The sequence below is a fragment of the Arthrobacter sp. 05T45 genome, assembly GCF_056395875.1.
Genome location: NZ_JBFTKI010000004.1, coordinates 28,101 through 50,518, shown reverse-complemented (window position 1 = coordinate 50,518; position 22,418 = coordinate 28,101). Strand labels below are relative to the sequence as shown.

At 63.3% G+C, this 22,418-nt stretch carries 23 protein-coding genes; 8 read left to right on the top strand and 15 right to left on the bottom strand.

The genetic code is table 11. From position 1 onward, the window contains the following. Positions 1 to 24: 24 nt before the first annotated feature. On the bottom strand, positions 25 to 1,560 hold the full coding sequence (locus AC1DGD_RS06365; protein ID WP_476856266.1) for an FAD-binding protein: 1,536 nt from the start codon (positions 1,558 to 1,560) through the stop codon (positions 25 to 27). A 334-nt stretch (positions 1,561 to 1,894) separates the two neighbouring features. On the opposite strand from AC1DGD_RS06365, the gene AC1DGD_RS06360 reads away from it, so the two are divergent. Both AC1DGD_RS06360 and AC1DGD_RS06355 read left to right on the top strand, forming a co-directional pair. Beyond that, positions 1,895 to 2,896: an aldo/keto reductase gene (locus tag AC1DGD_RS06360; RefSeq protein ID WP_476856265.1), complete on the top strand. Its 1,002-nt coding sequence runs from the start codon at positions 1,895 to 1,897 to the stop codon at positions 2,894 to 2,896. Between the two features lie 254 nt (positions 2,897 to 3,150). Continuing rightward, entirely contained in the window at positions 3,151 to 3,864 is a 714-nt protein-coding gene (locus AC1DGD_RS06355; RefSeq protein WP_476856264.1) for a GntR family transcriptional regulator, read from the top strand. 19 nt (positions 3,865 to 3,883) lie between these two features. Here AC1DGD_RS06355 and AC1DGD_RS06350 read toward each other — a convergent pair whose 3' ends face one another. The 8 genes from AC1DGD_RS06350 to AC1DGD_RS06315 are packed head-to-tail and all read right to left on the bottom strand — an operon-like array spanning position 3,884 to position 9,494. After that, complete coding sequence (locus AC1DGD_RS06350; protein ID WP_476856263.1) at positions 3,884 to 4,828, bottom strand: zinc-binding dehydrogenase; 945 nt, start codon at positions 4,826 to 4,828, stop codon at positions 3,884 to 3,886. Positions 4,829 to 4,879: 51 nt separating this feature from the next. Then, positions 4,880 to 5,101 carry a hypothetical protein gene (locus AC1DGD_RS06345; protein WP_476856262.1) on the bottom strand — a complete coding sequence of 74 codons (222 nt, stop codon included), beginning with the start codon at positions 5,099 to 5,101 and terminating at the stop codon, positions 4,880 to 4,882. A gap of 19 nt (positions 5,102 to 5,120) precedes the next feature. Continuing rightward, positions 5,121 to 5,435, bottom strand: coding sequence for a putative quinol monooxygenase (locus tag AC1DGD_RS06340; protein WP_476856261.1), 315 nt, complete (start codon positions 5,433 to 5,435; stop codon positions 5,121 to 5,123). Beyond that, the gene (locus AC1DGD_RS06335; RefSeq protein ID WP_476856260.1) at positions 5,432 to 6,268 is read right to left on the bottom strand and encodes an N-acyl homoserine lactonase family protein; all 837 of its coding nucleotides are present in this window, start codon (positions 6,266 to 6,268) and stop codon (positions 5,432 to 5,434) included. The genes AC1DGD_RS06340 and AC1DGD_RS06335 overlap by 4 nt, the downstream gene beginning before the upstream one ends. Beyond that, on the bottom strand, positions 6,255 to 6,692 hold the full coding sequence (locus AC1DGD_RS06330; protein ID WP_476856259.1) for a carboxymuconolactone decarboxylase family protein: 438 nt from the start codon (positions 6,690 to 6,692) through the stop codon (positions 6,255 to 6,257). The genes AC1DGD_RS06335 and AC1DGD_RS06330 overlap by 14 nt, the downstream gene beginning before the upstream one ends. After that, positions 6,689 to 7,633, bottom strand: a complete 945-nt coding sequence (locus tag AC1DGD_RS06325; protein WP_476856258.1) for an NAD(P)-dependent oxidoreductase — start codon at positions 7,631 to 7,633, stop codon at positions 6,689 to 6,691. Before AC1DGD_RS06325 ends, AC1DGD_RS06330 begins: the two co-directional genes overlap by 4 nt. After that, positions 7,627 to 8,379, bottom strand: coding sequence for an SDR family oxidoreductase (locus tag AC1DGD_RS06320; protein WP_476856257.1), 753 nt, complete (start codon positions 8,377 to 8,379; stop codon positions 7,627 to 7,629). Before AC1DGD_RS06320 ends, AC1DGD_RS06325 begins: the two co-directional genes overlap by 7 nt. Beyond that, on the bottom strand, positions 8,376 to 9,494 hold the full coding sequence (locus AC1DGD_RS06315; RefSeq protein WP_476856256.1) for an alcohol dehydrogenase catalytic domain-containing protein: 1,119 nt from the start codon (positions 9,492 to 9,494) through the stop codon (positions 8,376 to 8,378). The genes AC1DGD_RS06320 and AC1DGD_RS06315 overlap by 4 nt, the downstream gene beginning before the upstream one ends. Before the next feature lie 151 nt (positions 9,495 to 9,645). Here AC1DGD_RS06315 and AC1DGD_RS06310 point away from each other — a divergent pair, with 151 nt between their 5' ends. The 6 genes from AC1DGD_RS06310 (at position 9,646) to AC1DGD_RS06285 (ending at position 16,161) form a co-directional block, all read left to right on the top strand. Then, positions 9,646 to 10,323, top strand: a complete 678-nt coding sequence (locus AC1DGD_RS06310) for a GntR family transcriptional regulator (protein ID WP_476856255.1) — start codon at positions 9,646 to 9,648, stop codon at positions 10,321 to 10,323. Positions 10,324 to 10,524: 201 nt separating this feature from the next. Beyond that, the gene (locus tag AC1DGD_RS06305) at positions 10,525 to 11,853 is read left to right on the top strand and encodes an MFS transporter (protein WP_476856254.1); all 1,329 of its coding nucleotides are present in this window, start codon (positions 10,525 to 10,527) and stop codon (positions 11,851 to 11,853) included. A 62-nt stretch (positions 11,854 to 11,915) separates the two neighbouring features. Beyond that, a complete protein-coding gene (locus tag AC1DGD_RS06300) occupies positions 11,916 to 12,332 on the top strand; it encodes a hypothetical protein (protein ID WP_476856253.1) in 417 nt (138 codons plus the stop codon). Continuing rightward, a complete protein-coding gene (locus AC1DGD_RS06295) occupies positions 12,319 to 13,236 on the top strand; it encodes an alpha/beta fold hydrolase (protein ID WP_476856252.1) in 918 nt (305 codons plus the stop codon). Before AC1DGD_RS06300 ends, AC1DGD_RS06295 begins: the two co-directional genes overlap by 14 nt. Continuing rightward, the gene (locus tag AC1DGD_RS06290; protein WP_476856251.1) at positions 13,229 to 14,722 is read left to right on the top strand and encodes an NAD-dependent succinate-semialdehyde dehydrogenase; all 1,494 of its coding nucleotides are present in this window, start codon (positions 13,229 to 13,231) and stop codon (positions 14,720 to 14,722) included. The genes AC1DGD_RS06295 and AC1DGD_RS06290 overlap by 8 nt, the downstream gene beginning before the upstream one ends. A gap of 161 nt (positions 14,723 to 14,883) precedes the next feature. Beyond that, positions 14,884 to 16,161: an MFS transporter gene (locus tag AC1DGD_RS06285; protein ID WP_476856250.1), complete on the top strand. Its 1,278-nt coding sequence runs from the start codon at positions 14,884 to 14,886 to the stop codon at positions 16,159 to 16,161. 315 nt (positions 16,162 to 16,476) lie between these two features. Here the strand turns inward: AC1DGD_RS06285 and AC1DGD_RS06280 are convergent, their stop codons facing one another. The 6 genes from AC1DGD_RS06280 to AC1DGD_RS06255 form a co-directional block, all read right to left on the bottom strand. Next, the gene (locus AC1DGD_RS06280; protein ID WP_476856249.1) at positions 16,477 to 16,881 is read right to left on the bottom strand and encodes a hypothetical protein; all 405 of its coding nucleotides are present in this window, start codon (positions 16,879 to 16,881) and stop codon (positions 16,477 to 16,479) included. Between the two features lie 581 nt (positions 16,882 to 17,462). Further along, positions 17,463 to 18,923: an NAD-dependent succinate-semialdehyde dehydrogenase gene (locus tag AC1DGD_RS06275; protein WP_476856248.1), complete on the bottom strand. Its 1,461-nt coding sequence runs from the start codon at positions 18,921 to 18,923 to the stop codon at positions 17,463 to 17,465. Positions 18,924 to 18,965: 42 nt separating this feature from the next. Continuing rightward, positions 18,966 to 19,544: a thiamine pyrophosphate-dependent enzyme gene (locus tag AC1DGD_RS06270; RefSeq protein WP_476856247.1), complete on the bottom strand. Its 579-nt coding sequence runs from the start codon at positions 19,542 to 19,544 to the stop codon at positions 18,966 to 18,968. Beyond that, positions 19,541 to 20,092: a thiamine pyrophosphate-binding protein gene (locus tag AC1DGD_RS06265; RefSeq protein ID WP_476856246.1), complete on the bottom strand. Its 552-nt coding sequence runs from the start codon at positions 20,090 to 20,092 to the stop codon at positions 19,541 to 19,543. Before AC1DGD_RS06265 ends, AC1DGD_RS06270 begins: the two co-directional genes overlap by 4 nt. Before the next feature lie 6 nt (positions 20,093 to 20,098). Continuing rightward, positions 20,099 to 21,316 carry a pyridoxal phosphate-dependent aminotransferase gene (locus AC1DGD_RS06260; protein ID WP_476856245.1) on the bottom strand — a complete coding sequence of 406 codons (1,218 nt, stop codon included), beginning with the start codon at positions 21,314 to 21,316 and terminating at the stop codon, positions 20,099 to 20,101. Positions 21,317 to 21,432: 116 nt separating this feature from the next. Then, the gene (locus tag AC1DGD_RS06255) at positions 21,433 to 22,398 is read right to left on the bottom strand and encodes a D-2-hydroxyacid dehydrogenase (RefSeq protein WP_476856244.1); all 966 of its coding nucleotides are present in this window, start codon (positions 22,396 to 22,398) and stop codon (positions 21,433 to 21,435) included. Between the last annotated feature and the right edge of the window lie 20 nt (positions 22,399 to 22,418).

Genomic DNA, 22,418 nt, shown 5'->3' with positions numbered 1-22,418 from the left:
TCGGAACAATGTGGCGGACTTCCGCTAGCCGCGAGACGCGGCAGCTTCCGCCGCCTTTGAAGCAGCCTCCGAAGGCGGCAGGAGCGCGGAATCCTTGTCTGCTGCTTCCGCGGCCCGGGTCGCGGCCGGAGCCGACGCGTTTCCGGCCTCGGCGGCGTTCAGGTCCTTCACGACATTGGCACCGGCCACGCGGCCGAACGTCATCGACCGCAGCGATGACGTAGCCGGCGGGTACTCGTGGTAGAACAGCCCGGTAATTTCACCGGCGGCATATAGCCCTGGAATCTTGACTCCACCGCTCGAGACCACTCGCGCCTCAGTGTCGACCTTCAGGCCGCCGTAAGTGAAGGTGATCCTTGCCTCCAGCGGGTAGCCGTAGAACGGACCGGATTCGATGCGGTTAGCCCAGTTGGACTTCGGGGGGGTGATGCCCGCAGTACCCAAACCGTCGAGGATTTCAGGCTGGAACGGACCACCAGGCGTTGCCGCGTTGAACTCCTGGACCGTGGATTCCAGGGCGTCCGGATCGAGGCCGAGCTTGCCTGCCAGTTCGGCGAGCGTTGCACCTTCCTCCGGCTCCAGGTCGGTTGTTTCGTAGACCCAGCCTGGACGCATCCGGTCCATGACCGGCTTGTCGGTGATGAAGTAGGCCTTCTGGCGCTGGTTCTTCCACACTTCGTAGGCAAGGAGCTCGAAGTGCGCGAAGAGGTAGTCCTCGCCCTCGTCGAAGAAGCGCTGACCGTCCTGGTTGACGCAGATGCCGTAGTTATGCCCCCAGATCACAGCGTCCGGACGCTGTGTGCGGGAGTCCACCACCTCGGAGTGGAACATGTCGAACTGGCCGGAAGTGTCGGCGCCGATTTCCATGGCCATGCGGATGCCAGCACCCTTGTTCCGGACCAGCCCGGGAACGATGGGCTTGATATCGACTGCGTCGTTGCCCAAATACTGCGTCAGCATTTCCGGGTTGCCCTCGAAGCCGCCACTGGCGACCACCACCGCATTGGAACTCAGCGTGCGGAGCAGGCCGTCCTTACCGCGGACGACAACCCCGTTGACGCGTCCCGCATCGGAGAGGCTCAGCTTGACGGCTTCCGTCTCGTACAGGATCTCGGCGCCATCAAACTTCTCGTAATGGCTCAAGAGATTGTTGACGATCTGCAGACCGCCGCCGACGGGCCACTTGATGCTCTTGTCGGTCTCGTACTCGAGAGCGACGTCCTTCTCCCAGTGCTGGTAGATCTCGATGCCGTGGTCCTCGAGGTACTTCATAGTTCCCGGCGCCTCGCGTTCCAGGGCCAGGCAGTAGTCGAGGTCGGCCAGGCCCTTGGACGTTTCCATGACCTTGTCTTTCCATGCCGCATCGAGGCGATTGTCTTCGTAAACACGCAGCCAGGCCATCGTCCAGCGCGATCCACCGGATCGTTCGCCTTCGGCGCCGACTTCCACAATGGCAACGCGGCCCGACCTGCCATGTTCGGCCGCATTCTCGCAGTAGCTCAATGCTGCGGACGCGCCTGCGAAGCCGCTGCCAATGACTATCAGATCGTACTCGGACATATCCGTCTCCATCCCATCATCGTTGATGTTTGTCGTACAGTAATACTGCCACGCAATATTATCCGAGCGGAAGCGGTGGCGTGTCAACCGTCACACTCTTACGTCAGTCCTCAGGAACATGAACCCCTCAAATCCTTGAAACACGGGCGATCGTGGATTAATCTAAAACTTGAATCGATTTCAGATTAACCGTAATACGCTGGCGGGATCGGTGGCGTGCTGCCGGCGGCGGGAGGGCAGTCCCGCGGACCAGAGAGTAGTCCGTCAACACGAGAGGCTTGAATTGGATTCCCGCAGGCTTGGCAATTCCGATGTCCGCATTACCTCGCTCGGTTTGGGCACTGTCCCACTGGCCGGATTCAGAACCAAGGCCAGCTACCGGGACTTTGAGGCTGTGATCGACGCTTCGTTCCGCGGGGGCGTTCGCCACTTCGACTGCGCGCCCATGTACGGCTTCGGAAAGGCCGAGTACTACCTCGGGCACGCCCTCAGGGAACTGGAGATCCGTGATGACGTAGTGGTCAGCACGAAGGTTGGCCGGGTGCTGAAGCCTGCCAAGCGCACGCGGCCCAAGGAAACGGCGTACGGCATCGAGTGGGTGGACCCACTTCCTTTCCTCGATGAGCACGACTGCACCTACGACGGCATCATGCGGTCGTTCGAAGACAGCCAGCAGCGTCTTGCCGTCGACTACATTGATGTCCTGCTCGTGCACGACGTCGGCAGGGCCTGGCACGGGAACGATGCGGGCATTTATCACGAACAACTGCGCGACAGCGGCTACAAGGCGTTAGAGGAGCTTCGCAGCAGCGGCGCAGTGTCCGCCGTCGGCCTTGGCGTCAACGAAACTGAGTCGGTTGTCCAGGTCGCCCGCGAATTCGACATCGACTGCGCGTTGATCGCCGGGCGCTACACGCTGCTGAACCACGAACCCTTGCATGCGGCCTTCGCAGAGCTTCAGCACCGCAATGTTTCGGTGATCGCAGGTGGAGTCTTCAACTCCGGCATTCTCGCAACCGGAACAAAGAACGGTGAGATGACATACGACTATCAGTCGGTCCCCAGCGACGTCGTCACAACGGTGTCCGCCATCGAAAATGTCTGCGCCAGACACAGCGTGAAGTTGGCCTCCGCTGCCATTGAATTTGTGAGGCTGCATCCGGCCGTGACATCGGTAGTTCTCGGCGCCCAAAACGTAGCCCAGGCCGAGCAGAACATCCGCGCCGCCGCCAGCGAAGCACCGCAGGAGTTCTGGGCCGAGCTCAAGCAGGAAGGACTGGTGCCGGAAAGCGCCCCCACCGATCCCCGCACGGACGCCGACGGCTCTGCCCTCTAGCCCATCTGGACACCCTGCCGTTCGCCCCACCCACACTAAGACAAGGAATCACGAGTGGTGGCGGAGCCGGGCCCGAAGGCATCGGGATCGTCGAGTTCCCACGCATCGCCGGCCGAACCCTTCGGGCAGAACGCGTTTGCCGTGTGGCTGGAACCAGTCCACTGCCGTCCGGAGAATGTCAGACCATCGGTCATTCTGGCGAAACTACAAACGCGGACGGTAGAGTGAGAGTCGACGCACAACGGGAGGCAGCGATGGAAGCACCTAGTGACCTGTGGATACAACGCGAGGACACATCGATACGCAAACGGGCAGAAAATGCCATGCGGGATGCCATTCTCTACGGGTCGCTCCAGCCCGGTCAGAAACTTTCAGAACGGGAGCTTTGCGCCAGGCTGGGTGTCAGCCGAACCCTGCTGAGGGAAGCGCTGCAGCAGTTGCAAGCGGAGGGGCTGATTACGAACATCATTCACAAGGGCCCTTCTGTTGCTGTTATCAGTGAAGAGGACGCCCGCGAGATCTACGATGCCCGGCAGTTGATCGAAGGCCATCTTGCCTACGGCTTCACGGTGAGGGCCACCGAAGATGACATCGACCGGCTTGCCCTGGCTGTTGACGCTCTTCGTGCGCCAGGCATAGAAGCAAGCCCTTCCGACATGCTGCAGGCCAAGAACGGATTCTACAAAGTGCTCTTCGCCGGCTCCGGGAACCAGGTGCTGGCCCAGATGCTGCAGACGCTCAACAATCGGGTGATGATGCTTCGCAGGCAGACACTCTCAACACCTGGCCGTCTTGAGCAGACGCTGGCGGAGCTTGACGGTATCGTTGAGGCGATCCGGCGCAGGGATGCCGCGGCTGCGAGTTCTCTTTGCCGCGCCCATGTCGAACGGGCGGCCAGCATTGCCCTCGCCAGCTTTGCGGCCGAGACGCTCGACGCAGCTGCGAAGAAGGCCACACGCTCCGCCTGACATTAGTAAGCGGCACCACTCACTGGTCGACGGTGAGGATCAGCTTTCCACCGACGGCCCTGTTGTCCAATCGTTCAAGCGCGTGGGCCATATCCGTCCACGGCAGGACATCGACGACGTGCGGGTTGAGTTCCCCGCGGGCCGTCATGCCAAGAAGTACTGCCAGGTCCCGGCCGAACGGAACCGGGTCGAAGAACAGTTCAAAGCCCAGCATCTTCACGAGGGCACCGTTGTAGACGTCCCTGGCGTTGAAGGTGGTTGGCGCATCAGACGTGTTCCCGAACGTGACCAGGCTGCCGCGCGGATCCAGCATGGACAGCGCACGGCCCAGTATTTCGCCGCCCACCGACTCGATGATCACGTCGAATCGCTGGCGAAGTTGCTCGACGTCGGTCACGACATGGTGGGCGCCCAGCGAGCTGATTCGTTCGACATCGCCGACCCCGCTGACGAGTGCGGTCACCTTGGCCCCGGCGTGGACCGCAAGTTGGACCGTGAACTGACCGACGCCTCCGGCGGCACCGGTGATCAGTACGCGGTCACCGATGCCTGCCCCGCCCAGCCGCAGGGTGCGTAATGCAGTCAGCCCGGCGGTTGGCAGGGCTGCGGCCTGAGTGAAAGTCATGCCGTCGGGAATGGGCGCGATCCAGTCTCGCTGGACGGCGACCAACTCGGCCCAGGCACCCTGCTCCACAATCCCGGCGACCCGGGAGCCGGCCTTCAATTGATCGCCGATGTCCTCCAGAAGAACTCCGGCAAAGTCCCACCCGGGGGTGATACCGGCCTCGGCGGTGCGAAGGGCCCGCATCTCACCGCGGTTCAGCGAGATGGCACGAACTTCGACCAGCACTTCACTGTGATTTGCAATCGGCGCCGCGACGTCGAGAACATCGATCCGGCCCGGCGCTGCCGGGCTGACGATCAGCGCACGCATGATCGATTGCGAATGTCGCGTGCTGTTCATGGGAACCTCCTGTGGACAGGTGGGAAACGGCAAAAGAAGGCCGGGTCATCCTCACGATGGTGTGAGGATGACCCCTTCGCGGTAGTCAAACGCCTTGCGCTGGTATCCGCGCTCCGAAACGATCCAGACCACACCGTTGTCCTCGGTGAGGGCATCAATGGCGGCCGGGTAGGGTTCGCCTGCAGGCTCTTGGACCGACACCTGCTGCCCCAGGCGCAATCCGGCCCAGTTCTGGCTCATTCCTTCTTCGGCGAACAACGAATCTGCTTTCATGTGCGCGCCGCTTTCCGGTCTAGGGGGCTTCCTGGGGAACGTTTGTTGTCACGTGTGTTGTGACCGTTCGTGATTCAAGTTCAGGAATGATGTGGACTGCGCCGATGGTGAGGAAGTGCTGGGTTTGGCGGTGCAGGTCGAAGTCCTCGGCGGTGTGGTAGCTCTCGAGAATGACGATCTGCTTGTCGTCCTCGACTCCGCGGAAGAACTCGTATGAGATATTGCCGGGCTCGTTGCGGGTTTCGGCCGCCATCTTCCCCAAATGTTTGAGGACGGTCTCTGTGGTTTCGGGCTTGGTCCGGTACCGGGCCACAACGTTGAAGGTGCTGGTCATGGTGTCTCCTTGTGGGTTGTTTGGGGCCCGCCAATGGCTATTCCGGCCCCGGCGGGAAGTTGTTCACACGCACGGAATCGCGTGAGGACGGCCGGATCGTGGCCTGGAACGACGGTGAGCCCGCGTTCGCGGATTTCGTCCCGGATGATGGCGAATGCCTCATACATCGCGGGCAGGTCGCTGATGGCAGTAAAGGGCATGTCGCGTTCGAGCTCTTCATAGAAGTGCACGGCGTCGGATGCCAACAGCACCTCGCCCTCCGACGTGTGGACATATACGATGGCCTGCCCGGGCGTATGCCCGCCCACCTCAACCAGCCTCAGCCCCGGCGCCGGGGCAGTTTCGCCCGAGAACAGTCTGAGGCGCCCTTCGGCTTCAGCCAGGCGCAGCTGGTCGATTTCGTCCTCTTCTGAGTAGAAGGAGAACTGTACGTGCCCGGCGGTGGGCGAGGTCCAGAACCGGTATTCGGCCTCGGCCATGTGGATCCGCGCGTTGGGGAACAGTCCGAGGTTTCCGATGTGGTCGTAGTGGCCATGCGTGACGATGACGTCATCGATGGCGGCCGGGTCGACTCCGAGCCGGGTTAGGGCTTGGGCGGGGTGCAGCAGCAGGGTCCGGCCACGCTTGCGCCCGGCCTCCTCACCGAATCCCGTATCCACAACAACCGTTCCTTCAGGGCCTTGGAGGATCCAGAAGTAGTAGTCCACCGTGGCTGGTCCGTCCTCTTCCCCGTACAGCCGGTAATTGAGGTAGACGTCGCTGCGTTCGGTGGCCCGGGTGCCGACGCGGACTGCGACGACCCGGTAGCCGCCGTCGTCTTTAGGAGGCGCCATTGCCGCCCTCGTGGGCGGCCACCGTGGGTTCGATGCCGTCAGCTCCAACTACTTCACGCCAGGCATCGAAGCCGGCTTGGAAGGCCACGACGCCTGCTTCAGGGAGCGAGATTTCGATTGCTTCAAGGATCTCCGTAGGGGTGACCCCTAGGTCGAGGGCGACGCGGATGTGGCTCTGGATGTGGCCCTTGGATGCGCGCATTACGGTCAGGCTCACGATGAATATGAGTTCCTTTGTCTTCCGGTCCAGTGTGCGCTGGTCAAGGTAGGCGGCCGAAACGACGTGGTTTGCGGCCTGCAGCACGGGGAAATCGTGCTTGGCCATGACCTTGTGGTAGTCGAGGACATAGCCGCGCTTGCGCGCCATGTCGTCGATGTAGTCCTGGGCTTCGGTGGTCTGCTCGTTCAGGGAATTGATGGTCATGATGAGGGGTCCTTTCGGTCGGTGGCAGGTGAGCCGGCGCGCAGGGGAGTGCCGTTGAGCTTTTCGTAGTACCGGACAAATTCGGTGTGGTCAGGTTGGGTGCTGTCCAGCAGTTCCCGGGCCTTCTCCGCGGTTTCCTGTGCGGTGAGAACGATCGGTGCTTCAGCGGATTGCTGGGAAATGAGGTTCCGGGCGATCTTGAGGTCCTTGAGCATCAGATCCATGGCGAAGCCCGAGTCAAACGTGCCGGTCAGGATATGGCGGGGGTACTTGACCTCGGAGGCCTGGCTTCGGCCAGTGGAGCCGTTGATGACCTCGAGCATCTTCTCCGGGGCAATGCCTGCCGTCGCGGCGACACTCAGGATCTCGGCCGCAGCGGCCAGGTTGGTGGCGGAGAGCAGGTTGTTCAGGGCTTTTGCCGCGTGCCCGGTCCCGGGAGGGCCCACGTGCGTGATGGCCTCGCCAAGGTGGTGCAGGTGCCGTTTGGCGCGTTCAACGGCGGTGCTGTCGCCTCCCACCATGATGGCCAGCTTGCCGGTCTCGGCTTTGGCAACGCCGCCGGAAACTGGCGCGTCGACGTAGTCAATGCCAAGTGCGGCTGCCTCGGCCGCGAGGGAAGCGGTGCTTTCCGGCTCGGAGGAACTCATGTCGATGACGAGCGAACCTGCCGGCAGCCGCTTCAGGAGCCCCGGATTCGTGCGCAGCACGGATTCGATGATCCTGCTGTTGGGAAGCATTAGGATCACGGTCTGGACGTGGGTGGGAATGTTCTCCAGATCGGGCAGGGCCGTACCCTGCGTGGCCGCGGCCACTTCGGCGGCGGCCTCAGGGTTCGTGTCGTAGACGAACAGCTCCCGCCCGGCTGCATAGTTGATGGCCATCGGCCGGCCCATGTTGCCGAGCCCAATGAAAAGGGACGCGTGCGGTTTGGTGACTACCATGCTGATGTTCCTCCATCGATCGTCAGGACAGATCCGGTGGTAAAGCTTGATTCCTTGGCTGCGAGCCAGACGATGGCTTCGGCAATCTCCTCAGGCCGGCCCATGCGGTGCATGGGGGCGCGACCGTTGAGCTCATCCAGGAGGCCCTGCGGGTCAGTCGACTGGTTGATCATCTTGTCGAAGTAAGGCGAGTTCACTGTGCCGGGGGCAACAGCATTGACCCGGATGCCTTGGTCGACATGGTCCAAGGCCATGGCACGAGTCAGCGCCGATACACCGCCCTTCGAAGCAACATAGGCGGCGCGGTCTCGAATACCGACGGCGGCAGTGTAAGAGGATGTGTTCACGATCCTGCCGTCACCGGATTTGGCCAGCTCTGGGATGGCGTACTTGGAGCAGAGGTAAACACCCTTGAGGTTGACGGACATGAGACGATCCCAGTTGTCCTCGTCGATCTGCAGCACATTACCGGGGAAGCCGAAGCCGGCGTTGTTGCAGAGGACGTCAATGCCTCCGAACGCCTGGACGACGGCACTCACCATGGAGCGAACGCTTGCCGAGTCACTGACATCGACGGTCACGGCCAAAGCCTTGCTGCCTGCCTCGCCGGCTACCTCGGCTGCTGCGGCTTCGTTCTTGTCCGCGACGGCGACATTCGCTCCCAGCTCGGCGAACCGGAGTGCCGCCGCCCTGCCGATGCCGCTGCCGGCTCCAGTGACAATGACGGTCTGGTTGGTGAAGTTCACGAAGGCCTTCCCTTGAGGTCGATGATTTGGCGGATGACCTTGCCTTTACGAAGTTCATCCATGGCGTGATTGATGTCGTCCAACGCAATGGTGCCGGAAATGAGCTTTTCCACCGGCAGAACGCCGTCGAGGTACATCTGGGCATACCGTGCGATGTCCTCGGACGGAATGCCGGAGCCCATGTAGGAACCGATGAGCTGCCTTGCCTCGACAACGAGGCTCAGCGGAGAAATCTCCAGCCGCGCCTCGGGGCGCGGGAGGCCGACCGTCACGGTCCGTCCGCCGGGCTTGGTCAGGTTAATGGCTCCCGAGAGAGCGGCGGGGTTGCCCACACACTCAATGACGGCGTCGAACTTCAACCCGGCGGCCACGGCCTCGTCCGGCGTATAAGCGGCGGTAGCGCCAATTTCCAGGGACGTCGCCAGTTTGGCCGGAAGCATGTCAATCGCCGTGATCTCGCTGGCGCCAACGGCCTTGGCCACCAGCGCGGCGGCCAGGCCGACGCCCCCCATGCCGACGATGGCAACAGACTCGCCCGGCCGGACTTTCGCCGCATTAATGACGGCGCCGCCGCCGGTCAGGACAGCGCAGCCCAAAAGGGCTCCGACGTCGGCCGGTACGCCTTCGGGCAGCGGCACCACAGAATGCTTGTCCACGACCGCGTACTCAGCGAACGCCGACACCCCACCGTGGTGGTCGACAGGCTGCCCGTTGATCCGGAGGCGGCGATCTCCGTGCAGCAGTGTTCCGTCGGCGTTGGCCCGAGTACCTTCGAGGCACAGAGCCCAGGCGTTGGACGTGCAAGCGCTGCATTCGCCACAGCGCGGCATGAAGGTCATGGTGACGCGCTGCCCGAGACGCAGGTCCCCGCAGTCCTCTCCTAGCTCCTCGATGATGCCGGAGCCTTCATGGCCGAGAACCATGGGAACGGCGCACTCGCGGACACCGCTGACGCGCGAAAGGTCCGAATGACACACGCCTGCCGCTTCCATCCGCACGAGCAGCTCGCCTGGACCAGGGGGATCGAGGGTCAGCTCGGCCACGTTGATGGGGGAGGTTTCCTGCCAGGGCGTCGGTGCCCCGATCTTCTCCAGAACTGCTCCTCTGAACTTCATCGTCCTTCTCCCGTCTCCGCCTTGTTGGGCGGAATGAATCTTGTGAGCGGTGCTAAGCGTCAATTCAGTAATACAGTAATACTGACGGAAGTGTCCAGTCCCACAGTCGTCAACTTCACGTATGATGGTGAAACCTTCAAGAAGGAGTGCTATGACTATCGATGCCATCCGAAGGACCGCCGCGCCGCTCCGCCAGCAGGTGGTCAGCGCACTTCGCCGCGCTATCGTCACCCAGGAATTCACGCCCGGGGAACGGCTCGTGGAAACCATGCTCTGCGAAAAGTACTCGGTCAGCAGGACCGTGGTGCGCGAAGCCCTCCGCCAGTTGGAATCCGAGGGGCTTGTGAGCATGGTCCCGAACCGGGGACCTGAGGTTGCCACGCTGAGCGTCCATGATGCTGAGAGTCTCTATGAGGTGCGGCGCGCCCTCGAATCCCTGGCAGGCAGCCTGTTTGCAGAGCGGGCTACTGCCGCGCAATGCACTGAACTGGTCGCCCGGCTTGGTGAGATCAAGGCCGCAGTCGCCTCGGGTGACCCGGAAAAGCGGCTTGCGGCCAAGGACAGATACTATGACGTCCTCTTCGATGGAACCGGAAACGCAGAAATTGCCCGGATGCTCCGCAGCGTCAATGCCCGCACGCAGATGCTCCGGGCCCTTTCCCTTGCGGTACCGGGGCGGGAGGGAAGCACTATTGCGGAAATCACCCGCATTACTGCAGCTGCGGCCGTGAACCGGGATCCGGACGAAGCCCGCATTGCCTGCGAGGAGCACGTACGCAACGCAGCAGAAGCCGCCCTGGGGGAGATGCGCAAGCTTCGTAACGCCTAGGCCGGCAACTCACGGCCCTCAGCACAATAGCCCCGTCCCGCCATCTGGCGGGGCGGGGCTATTGCTTTGCACGCCGCCTTGGTGGCCGGCAGTTGACGTGGGGCAGATCACGCCCTAAGCTCATAACACCGTAATACGGTCTTATGATTATTTCGCCGGCCAAGCCGGCCCCCTCCGTTCACTGTTGAAAGGTCTAGCGATATGGGCGCATCATCGGCCGCGACACTGGCGTCGCCGCCTTCACCGGCGAAAGTCGCCATGGCGAGCTTCATCGGCACCACCATCGAGTGGTACGACTACTACATCTTCGGTGCAGCCACCGTCCTGGTGCTGAACAGCCAGTTCTTCCCCACCCTTGATCCATTTGCCGGGACTCTTGCCGCCTTCGCCACCTTTGCCGTGGCTTTTATTGCCCGCCCCTTCGGCGGCGCGTTCTTCGGCCACTTCGGCGACCGGATCGGCCGCAAAAAGATGCTCGTCTGGTCGGTCCTGTGCATGGGCCTCGGGACGCTTGTCGTCGGGTTGCTGCCCAACTACGCCACGATCGGCATCTGGGCCCCCATCCTGCTTGTGGTCTGTCGCTTCCTTCAGGGTTTCGCGGTCGGCGGCGAATGGGGCGGCGCCGTCCTCATGTCTCTGGAGCACGCCCCGGCCAACAAGCGGGCGTTCTACTCCAGCTTCCCGCAGGCCGGCGTGCCCGCAGGCACCGTTCTGTCCAGCGGCACCTTCGCCCTGGTCGCACTGATGCCGCAGGAAGCACTTCTGTCGTGGGGCTGGCGCATCCCGTTTATCGCCTCCGTCGCGCTGGTCATCGTCGGCCTGTGGATCCGCCTCAAAGTCACGGAATCACCGGAGTTCCTGGAAATTCAGGAGAAGGATGAAACTCCCAAGGTTCCGGCCCTGGAGGTGTTCAAGCACCACAAGCGCGCCCTGATGCACGGCATTCTGTGCGGGTTCGCCCCGAACTTCACCTTCTACATCGCGACAGTGTTCCTGATCAGCTACGGCCCCAAGCAACTCGGCATTCCCTCGGGCACGATCTTTGTCGCTCTGATGATCGCAGCCACGCTGCAGGTCTTCACCCTGCCGTTCTTCGCCACTTTCGCGGACAAGTACAGCACCAAGAAGGTGCTGCTGGCCGGCTGCGTCCTGGTGGCTGTTGGAGCGTTCCCGGTCTTCGCCCTCTTCAGCACGGGCACCTTCTGGGGCATCCTCGCCGCCCTGGTCATCGCCCTTCCGATCCTCCATGGCGTCTCCTACAGCGTCATCTCCGGATTTACGGCCGAGCTCTTCCCCACCGAGGTGCGCTACACCGGCGCATCACTGGCGTATCAGCTGGGCGGCATCGTGACTTCCGCTCCCGTGCCGATTATCGCCACCTTGCTCATTCAGCAGTACCACACCAGCGACGCGGTCGTCTGGTATATGGTGATCGCCGCCACGCTTGGGTTCATCGCCATTGCAACGGCACCGCAGCGCCGCCGGAAAGCGGACAACGCCCACGTGCGCATTGACGAATTAACGATCTGAGCGCTCTCCCCGGGACCCCGCCGTCCCTATGAGTCCGCCGTCCAAACGCAGAAAGTTTGTTCATGACTTCATCACATCCACACCACCCCGGCCCGGCCATCTCCACATCGTGGTTCACCCAGTTGGGCAACGCGGGGCAAGATGATCGCGAACTTCAGGTCATCGGCAAGTACAGCGATTTCTGGATTGACGCCGTCTCGCCCGGCAACTGGAGGGCGGTGTTGAACTTCCGCGCAGGCACCTTGGGTGCCGTCCCCGCGGAGGAACTGCCCAAGGAGCACATTCTCATCTCGGCCACGCAGGCCGGATGGGGGCAGGTGTTCGACCCGCAGCCGACACCCCAGCTGCACGACTTGCTCGCCCTCGCCAAAAACAGCCCCGACGTCACGATGGGCGGTTCGGACGTCGAGCTTGTCCGTAACCTCAGGGTCCTCGCGCGACTCGTGGACCTCGGAAAGGCCCTTCATGCCCAGCACTGAGACCCCGGAGGCCGTCATTGAGAATGTCGTTGGCCGCTACGTGCACCTTCGCTCATCCGGCCGCGACCACCGCATCTATTTCGAGGAAGCCGGCACCGGTCCGGTCCTGCTGTGCCTGCACACTGCGGGAGCGGACTCCCGGCAATACCGTCATCTGCTCAATGATCCGGAGATCACCAGCCGATTCCGGGTTGTCGCGTTCGACCTCCCCTGGCACGGCAGGTCCCTGCCGCCTGAAGGCTGGTGGGAAGAAGAATATCTGCTGACCACCGATGCCTACGTAGCGATCGTCCGTGACTTCGCCGCGGCACTGGACCTCAACCGGCCCACCGTCATCGGCTGTTCCATGGCCGGTTCGCTGGTGCTGGAGCTGGCCCGCCGGCACGCCGACGAAATCGGCGGAGTCATCGGCTTGTCCGGAGCACTCAAAGTCAACGGACGGTTCCAGGACTGGTCCCTGCGGCCCGACGTCAACGCCCAGCAATCCGTACCGACCTGGACATCGAGCCTGATGGCCCCCCAAAGCCCCGAGTCATCCCGCCGGGAAGTGTGGTGGATTTACAGCCAGGGCGGCCCCGGCATCTACAGGGGAGACACCTACTTCTATTCCCAGGACCTTGACCTGCGGGGGAGGGGGCATGAGATCGACACCACGGTTTGTCCTGTCTACCTGCTCACCGGTGAATACGACCACGCCTGCACCCCTGCCGACACGGCGGACGCGATCGCCGAAATCCCGGGGGCCAAAGGTGGCCCCATGCAGGCCATCGGGCACTTCCCGATGGCCGAAAACTATCCCCTCTTCAAGACCTACTTGCTGCCCATTCTCGACGAGCTCCACCCGATGGAAACCAACGGCCGGGAAGTCGACTCACCTGCCCTGGAAGGAACCCGAAATGCCTGAAACGGCTACTGTCACACCCGAACTCGAGAGACTTGTGCTCTCGACCATTCCCACCGGCCTGTTCATCAATGGTCAGTGGCGGGATGCCAGCGGCGGCGGAACGTTCGCCGTCGAAGATCCCGCGACGGGCAAGACACTGCTGGAGATCGCGGACGCTACCAGCGCCGATGCGGTGGCCGCGTTGGACGCCGCCGATGCCGTTCAGGCATCGTGGGCACGGACGGCCCCGCGGGAACGCGCAGAGATCCTGCGCCGCGCTTTCGAGTTGGTGACCGAGCGGGCCGAAGACTTCGCGCTGCTCATGACGTTGGAGATGGGCAAGCCCTTGGCCGAGGCCCGAGGCGAGGTCACCTACGGGGCGGAGTTCCTGCGCTGGTTCTCCGAAGAGACAGTCCGCGATTACGGCCGCTACCTCACCTCTCCGGAGGGGAAGAGCCGGATCCTGGTCCAGCGCAAGCCAGTAGGTCCGTGCCTGTTGATCACTCCGTGGAACTTCCCGTTGGCGATGGCCACCCGCAAGGTCGCCCCCGCCGTCGCGGCCGGTTGCACAATGGTGCTCAAGCCCGCCAAGCTCACTCCCTTAACGTCGCTGTTGTTCGCCCAGGTCATGCAGGAAGCGGGGCTGCCGGCCGGTGTGTTGAACGTCGTCGCCTCCTCGAACGCATCGGCGATTTCCGGCCCGTTGATGAAAGACTCGCGGTTGCGGAAGGTCTCCTTCACGGGATCGACTCCGGTGGGCAGGCGCCTGCTGGCGGACGCGTCCGAGAACGTCCTGCGTACCTCGATGGAGTTGGGCGGCAATGCCCCGTTCATCGTGTTTGACGACGCTGACCTGGACAAGGCAGTGCAGGGCGCGATGGCGGCGAAGATGCGCAACATGGGGGAGGCCTGCACCGCGGCCAACCGGTTCCTGGTCCATGAGTCCGTCGCCGAGGAGTTCACAGCGAAGTTCGCCGCCGCAATGGGCGCGCTGACCTTGGGCCGCGGCACGGACCCTGGCTCCGCCGTCGGCCCCGTGATCGATGGTCGTGCCCGCAAGGACATTCACGCACTGGTCACCGAAGCCGTGGCGCAAGGCGCAACGGTCACCACCGGCGGCGCTCCGGTCGACGGCGCGGGCTACTTCTATGCCCCCACCGTGCTCGCGAACGTACCCAACGACGCGTCGATTCTGGGCAGCGAGATCTTTGGTCCGGTTGCCCCGGTGACCAGCTTCTCCACCGAAGAGGAAGCAATCCGCCTCGCCAATGCCACCGAGTACGGGTTGGCGTCGTATCTCTTTACCCGCGATCACGCCCGGATGCTCCGGGTTGCCGAGCAGATTGAATTCGGCATGGTCGGATTCAACGCCGGTGTCATCTCCAACGCCGCAGCCCCCTTTGGCGGAGTCAAGCAGTCCGGCCTCGGCAGAGAAGGCGGCGCCGAAGGACTCGCCGAGTACACCACCACGCAGTACATCGGCATTCCCGACCCGTACGCGGACTAAACCGATGGGCCGCGCATTGCCGGGCGCGGCCCATCGCTCCACCACTTGGCCTCCGCTCCTTGCCCGCAACGGGGGCGGGGGCCATTCCACGCCCGAAACTGACGTCAACAGAGAGGTTCGTCTTGATCCACAGCGCAACAACCCTCCCAAGCAGCACAGAATTGTCGCCGGCGACGCGCCGGAAGACCGCCCTCGCGGTGGGAATCGGCAATTTCATGGAGTGGTTCGACTTCGCCGTTTATGGATTCTTCGCCAGCACCATCGGCAAGCTCTTCTTCCCGGAAAGCACCCCGACACTGGCCCTGCTGAGCGCGTTCGCGGTCTTTGCAGTGGGCTTCATCATGCGCCCACTGGGCGCATTCATTCTGGGTCCCATCGGCGACAAGCACGGCCGGAAGGCGGCACTGGTCTGGTCCGTGCTGCTCATGGGCGGCGCCACCACGGTGATGGGACTCCTGCCGACGTACGCCGTCGCCGGCCTCCTCGCGCCGATCCTGCTTGTCCTCCTGCGCTGTGTGCAGGGCATCGCAGCGGGCGGGGAGTGGAGCGGCTCCGCGGCCTACCTGGTGGAAAGCGCCCCCAACAACAAGCGGGGCCTGTACGCCAGTCTCATCTCCGGAACCGCCGCACTTGCATTCATCGTTGGCAGCTTCGTTGCCCTGGGACTCAGCTCTGCTTTGTCCCCGGAGGACCTGTCGGGCTGGGGCTGGCGGCTGCCGTTCCTCCTCGCCGCGCCGATGTCCCTCGCCGGCCTCTACATCCGCATGAAGCTCGGGGACACGCCTGTTTTTGAAAGCCTGAAGTCGGAAGAGCGGGTGGCGGCCTCGCCCCTGACCAAGGCCGGCACCAAGGGACTCAAACCAATCCTGATTACCTTTGCTTTCTCCAGCGTCTCGGGCCTGGGCATCTACTACCTTGCGACCTATATGAACAACCACCTCACCACCTCGCTTGGCCTGGATCGCGGCGCGGCCCTGGCGCTCAGCGGCGCAGGCCTGTTCGTGTACCTGCTGATGTGTCCCCTGGCCGGAATCCTGTCCGACCGCCACGGCCGGCGCAGCCTGAACCTTCTCGGCACCGCGGGCTTCGTGGTGCTGTCCATCCCGGCGTTCCTGCTCATCGGAACCGGGAACGGCTTTGCCATCGTGGCTGGCCTGATCCTCTTCGGAGCCTGCCAGGCACTGTGCAGCGTCACGAACGTTGTTCTGTTGGTGGAGTTGTTCCCGGCTTCCACGCGGTCCAGTGGCAGTGCCCTCGGCTACAACCTGGGGCTGGCCCTCATCGCCGGTCCGGGGCCGTTGATCGCAGCCGCCCTCGCCAATGCCACAGGAACCTCGACGGCGGCGGCATGGTACATGGCGGTTGTTGCCCTGATCGCCGCGCCGATCCTGTTCAAGTGGCTCCCCGAGACGTTCAAACGGGACATCCACGCAGGCTAGCCTGACCGACCCTATACAGGGGCACCTGCAAGGCGCCGTCGAATGCGGCCTGACCAGGTGCTCCTGTTCTTGGTTTCAAATGAGCGGCCACTGATTCGATCTGCTCGCGACGCTTTGCGCGAGCGGGCCAGCAGGAACGGGGCTCTCGGTTGATTGATACGTGCCCTGCCTAGCTGCAAGTATCGAACCTTCCTTCGTTGGTCGGACGGCTCTTTCATTCTCCAGTCACGCTGGAAAAGGAGTCAAGCGTTTGAACCAGGCAGTCATTTCTTGCGCGAAGGCTTCTATTTCCTTTGAAGCATAATGGGCCGGGTCTCAAGCGGCGAAGAAGTGGACGACGAGCGGTTTTCCTTGATGGACGACAAAGGCGTGCTTCAGGTCGTAGGCTGCCGGCTCAATGACTACTGCATTGCCGCGGCCAGCTGCAGCCATGGCCTGGGCGATTTTGGGGTCGGCAGTCGTCGTTGCCAAGGAGAGTTCGAGGCCTGCCCGATCGGCCGTGAGTCGAACCTGGCTTTCGACCGCCCTGCCGTAACCCGGTAGCAAGACCGGATATTGCACGACGTCGGTCAACTCTGCACGTCCGTTGATCACATCAAACTGCGGAGCCCCGGAGTGCTGGACCTGGATCAATGTTGAGCTCAGGGTATGTGAGGCCAAGTAGGGCGGTGGCTCGGACGTGTTGATTGCCAGATCCGCGCCCTTCCTGAGTTCCTTCATAGACGTCCCGGCCCTTTGCGGGGGCTATCGTGCTGTTGCTCATACAGGTTTGGCTGGATCCATTGGTTTTGCTGACCCGGAAACCGGAGTCTCGTTCGCGAATCATACGCAGGGTCCATTATTGGCGGCACCCCGAAACCCAGGAACTGCTCGACTTCAGTGGCGAGCAAGGGATCGGCTCGGACATCGAGATCATGCCTGCCGGGCAAATCAACGAAGCCTTCGAACGAGCGCTGGTCTTCGACATGTGGGAGTGGAAACGGTTCTCGAGGACAGATACGACTCAGCCGCAATTTGGGTGTCGGTGACCCAGACCGCTCGGTTGTCCTGCGTCATTGCGTCGATGACCGCCCGGTCGGGCTCTCCAATGTTTGCAGCGACGGTTACGTGCTGGCCGGCGGACGAGCCGGACCAGTTTTGGCTGATGGTCACCTGGGTGATGGGTGGTGCTGCTTTCATCTCAGCTCATCGTGGGGCGTCCTGGCTGGTGCGGCTCCAACACAATGCAGAGGGCTCCTGGCGCAACCACGGTGCGCCGGGAGCCCTCTGGCTGTGGACCCTTCCGGACCGGTATCTGGCTCTTAGAGTTGGATGCCGGTGTATTTGGTTTCCTGATAGGCGTCGAGGCCCTCGGTGCCGCCTTCGCGGTGGAGTCCGGATTGGTTGGTGCCGCCGAAGGGGGCAGAGGGGTTGGAGACCAGTCCGCGGTTGATGCCGGTCATGCCGGCGTCGATGGCGTCTGCGGTGCGCAGGGCCCTGGACAGGTTCTCGGTAAAGACGTAGGAGGCCAGCCCGTAGGGGGTGTTGTTGGCATCGGCGATGGCTTCGTCTTCGGTGTCGAAGGTGTAGATCGCTGCGACGGGGCCGAAGATTTCCTCGGTCCGGATGTCCGCGTCTGCCGGGATATTGATGAGAACGGTGGGTTCGTAGAAGTAGCCCGGCCCGCCGGTGGCGCGGCCGCCGGTGAGGCAGGTGGCGCCCTTGTTGACGGCGTCCGTGACGAGCTGGTGGACAGTAGTCCGCTGCTTGTCATCGATGAGGGGGCCGAGTCCGGTGGCGGGGTCGTGGCCGTGACCGGTGGTGGTGGCGGCCATGCGTTCGGTGAAGCGCTGGATGAACTGTTCGGCGACGCCGGACTGTACGTAGATGCGGTTGGCGGCGACGCAGGACTGGCCGCCGTTGCGCAGCTTCGCGGTCATCGCCCCTTCCACCGCAACGTCCAGGTCGGCGTCATTAAACACGATGAGGGGAGCGTTGCCGCCCAGTTCCATGGAGGTGTTCATGACGTTCTCCGCCGCCTGGGACAGCAGGATCTTCCCGACCTGGGTGGAGCCGGTGAAGGAAACTTTGCGCACGCGCGGGTCCGCCATGATTCCCGCGACCACGTCGCGGGAATTGCCGGTGACGACGACGTTCACGACGCCGGCAGGGACTCCTGCCGCCTCGAGGACCTGCGCGAGGAGCAGGGATGTCAACGGGGTCTGCACGGCGGGTTTGAGGATGGTGGTGCACCCTGCGGCCAGGGCGGGGGCGATCTTCCGGGCACCCATCGCGAGCGGGAAGTTCCACGGTGTGATCAGCAGAGACGGTCCGACCGGTCGTTTGGAGACGGCGATCCGGTAGTTACCGCCGGGCTCGACGCCGTACTGGCCCTCGGTGTGAAGCCGGCCGGCGGATTCGGCGAACCAGCGGAAGAACCCGGCGCCGTAGTCCACCTCGGCCTGAGCTTCGGTCCAGGGTTTGCCCATCTCGTCGACGATGAGTCGGGCGAATTCGTCCCGCCGGTCAATGATTCCCTGGTAGGTGCGGGCCAGGATGTCGGCCCGGTCCCGGGCCGGGGTCGCTGCCCAGGCGTCCTGGGCGGCGCAGGCGGCGTCGAGGGCAGCCAGGCCGTCCTCGACCGAGGCGTCTGCCACGGCCGCGAACGCCTCGCCCGTGGCGGGGTTAATAACGGGAACTGTGCGGCCAGTGCTGGCCGGCACCCACTCTCCGCCGATGAGAAGCCGGTCCTCATGCTGGAGGACGGGAGTTTCAATGCTCAATGGACTTCCTTTGCAGTCAGGGTGTGCACGCTACCGGCACGCCTAAGCGGTGGCGCGTGGGGTGAGCCAGCGGCGGAAGCGGTCGCCGTGGGTGACCGGGTCAATGAGCAGCAGGGGGGTGCCGGGTTCGTTGCCGGGTTCGGTGCGGGCGTGGATGAACCAGGGCCCGTCCGCGGCCATGCTCTGCTTCAGGGCCAGGGTGAGCTCCTCGGGGGTTTCGGCGCGGAGGACTTTCAGGTCCACAGATTCCGCGAACCGGCCCAGATCGATGCTGACGGCCTGGGTGGGGATGGAGGCCGTGGAGGCGTAGACGCCGTTATCCAGAAGCACGATGACGAGGTTTTCCGCGGCGAGATAGCCTGCGGTGATCGCAGCTCCCGGGTTCATCAACAGGGACCCGTCACCTTCGATGACCACGGCGCGGGTGACGGGGGTGTTCTTGATGGCCTGGGCGATGCCGGTCCCGACGGAGATGGCCAGGCCCATGGCGTCCAGGAGGTAGAGGTGGTTCTCGCGGTCCTCGACGGAGGCCAGTTCGCGGCTGGTCGCGGCGCAGGTGGCCACCACGGGCAGGTCAGCGGTGGTGTCGACGATGGCCCGGAGTGCTTCGATGCGTTTCATGCTTTTGCCTTTGCGTCTTTGGGGTCGAAGAACTCCATGAGTACGACGACGGGTCGGAAGGTCATGCGGGCGTGGTTGCCGGCCTCACGCACGGTGGCGCCCCAGTCCTCGGCGCTGTTGCGGCGGTCCACCCGGAAGACCGGGATGTTGGTGGAGGCCAGCAGGGCCGGGACGGGTTCGGAAATGCTGTGGATCATGGAGTTGTACTCGCCCAGCCCGCCGCGGGTGTTCGCCACGATCAGCAGCGGCAGGTGATAGGACACGGCGAAGGTGGTCAGCGCGGTCAGGGCGTTGCCGAAACCGTTGTCCTGCATCAGGATCACACCGAACTTGCCCGCGAACGGGTACGCGCCCACGACGCCAACCGCTTCCTCTTCCCGGGACACCGGATAAACCAGCGGCAGCTCCCCGCGGGTCTGCGCGTCAAGGACACCATTGATGATCGGGGCAATGCTGGCGCTGGGCACATACGCGACACCGTCAGGGGCAAGCCCGACAATCGCGCCCACCACCTCAGCATGCCGGTCCTGCGTAATAGTCGTAGTCATGAGTGGTCAGGCTCCCTTAGGGGTTGTGGTGGTCAGAGCCTGGACGATACGTCGCAGGCCCTCGGTGAGGTCCTCGATGTGGCAGGCGTAGGAGATGCGGATGGAGTGGGTTCCGCCGTGGGGGTCGAACGCGGTGCCAGGGACGACGGCGACGTTGTGTTCGTCGAGCAGGCGCAGGGCCAGTTGTTCGGCCGGTTCGGCGACGTCGGGGGAGTAGGAGAGGTAGAAGTAGAACGCCCCGTCGGGCCGGCTGACCTGAACGCCGGGGATATTCTCCAGAAGGGCCAGGCCGGCCGCCCGGCGTTCTTCGAACTCGCCGCGCATCATCTCGGCGTTGGGTCCCGCATGGTTCAGTGCCGCGGCAGCTCCGGGCTGGAGGAAGGTCGGTGGGCAGACGGTGGTGTATTGGCGTACGCGCAGCGCCGGTGTGATGAGTTCGCGGGGGCCCGCCAGCCAACCCAGACGCCAGCCGTCCATGGCGAAGGCTTTGGCAAAGCCGCCGATCACGAGTGTCCGCTCGCGCAGGGATCCCACTGCGGCTGGGGATTCGTGCTGGACATCGCCGTAGACCAGGTCGGCGTAGATTTCATCGGACATCAGGAGTGCGTCCGTCGGCTCTAGGGCCGCGGCCAGCTCTTCGATTTCATGCCGGGTGGCTACGCCGCCGGTGGGATTGTTCGGTGTGCAGAGGATGACCATCCGGGTGGCGGGGGAAATCGCGGCAGAGATGGCGTTGATGTCCAGCCGGAAGTCGTTTGCCGCGTCCAGACGGACGGGGACCGGCGTCGCCCCGGCCAAGCGGATGCATGATTCGTAGTGCGCCCAGGCGGGGACAGGGACGATCACTTCATCGCCGGGGCCGCAGAAAGCCATGAGCGCGAGGAACACGGCTTCGTTGGCTCCGATCGTGACGATCACTTCCGAGCCGGGGTCGTAGGTGGTTCCGCGTCGGTCGGTTAGGTAGTCACAGATTGCTTGGCGAAGATCGAGGGTGCCTGCGTTCGGCCCGTAGTGGACTTCTCCGCGTTCCAGTGCGGCGGCCGTGGCGTCCTTGACTACCTGGGGGGTGTCAAAATCCGGACGGCCAATCTCAAAGTGAAAGACCTTCTCGCCGGAGGCCTCCAAGGCAGCAGCACGATCAAAGATCGCCCGGATCGGTGAAGGCTTGATCTCTGCCAGCCGTTCTGCCGATCGGCTGAATCTGGTAGCTGTAACGGTGTTCATGTAGTTGATACTCCAATTTCCGGGGGATGCGGATGGCAGCTTGCCCTGATGCGGCGGGCGCAAACGGGTTCTGCTCGGGGTTACTCAGGTGTCTGTGGGCCGAAATGCGGCGCGTTTCAGGCCCTTCTGGATACTTCGCCGGATGCCGGGTATCCACGTTGCTTGTCGACCGGGGCGGGAAGGGTCCCGTGCTGCTTCCACTGGTCGAACAGGAGCACAAACTGCTGCTCTAGTGCGCCCAGCCATCCTTGGGTCCGGCTGGCCATATGGGGGGAGACCAGGACGTTGTCCATAGTCCACAGGGGGTTGTCCGCTGGCAGAGGCTCCACCTCAAAGCAGTCAATGGCCGCACCGCCAAGGTGATGGCCGAGCGCTTCTTGAAGGGCGGATTGATCTACGGTTTGGCCCCGGCCAACGTTGATGAACACCGCGCCGGGCTTCATGGCGCGGAGCACCGCGCCATCAATGAGTTGGGACGTGGCGGAGGTCAGCGGAAGTGCGGCCACGACGTAGTCGAAAGATCCAACGCTTTCTGTAAGGCAGGCAGAATCGATGATCCTCTCAAAGTCAGGGTCATCAGCAACGGGGCGACGGCCAGCGCCGGTAACCGTCATGCCCACGGAAGTGAGGAGCCGGCTTGTGGCACGGCCGATTCCTCCAGTGCCGATGATCAGCACCTTCGAGCCAAAGAGGTTCCTGGTGATTCGCGTGTCCCAGACCTTCTGCTCCTGCAGGGCACGGGACAGATGGATTTCCTTACTGAAGTAGCCGATACATGCCAGCACATACTCAGCGATTGGCCGATCGAAGACACCCCTGGCATTGGTGATAGTTACGGGGGATGCGGCCAGTTCCGGAAAGAGGAGTTTGTCGACACCGGTCGCCGCCACGTGAACCCAGCGCAGTTTGTGGGCTTTGGACCAGCTCTGCTGCAGCGCATTTGAAAAGAAGTCCCACAGGAGCAGCACTTCCACATCGCCTATGACGTCCGGCAGTTCGTCGGCGGAGATAAACCGGACATCAGCCTTCTTGCGCACTTCGGTCAGTGCAGGGACGCCCAGGCTTCCGACCACAACGGCCATGGAGGTCTTCGGGTCATGAT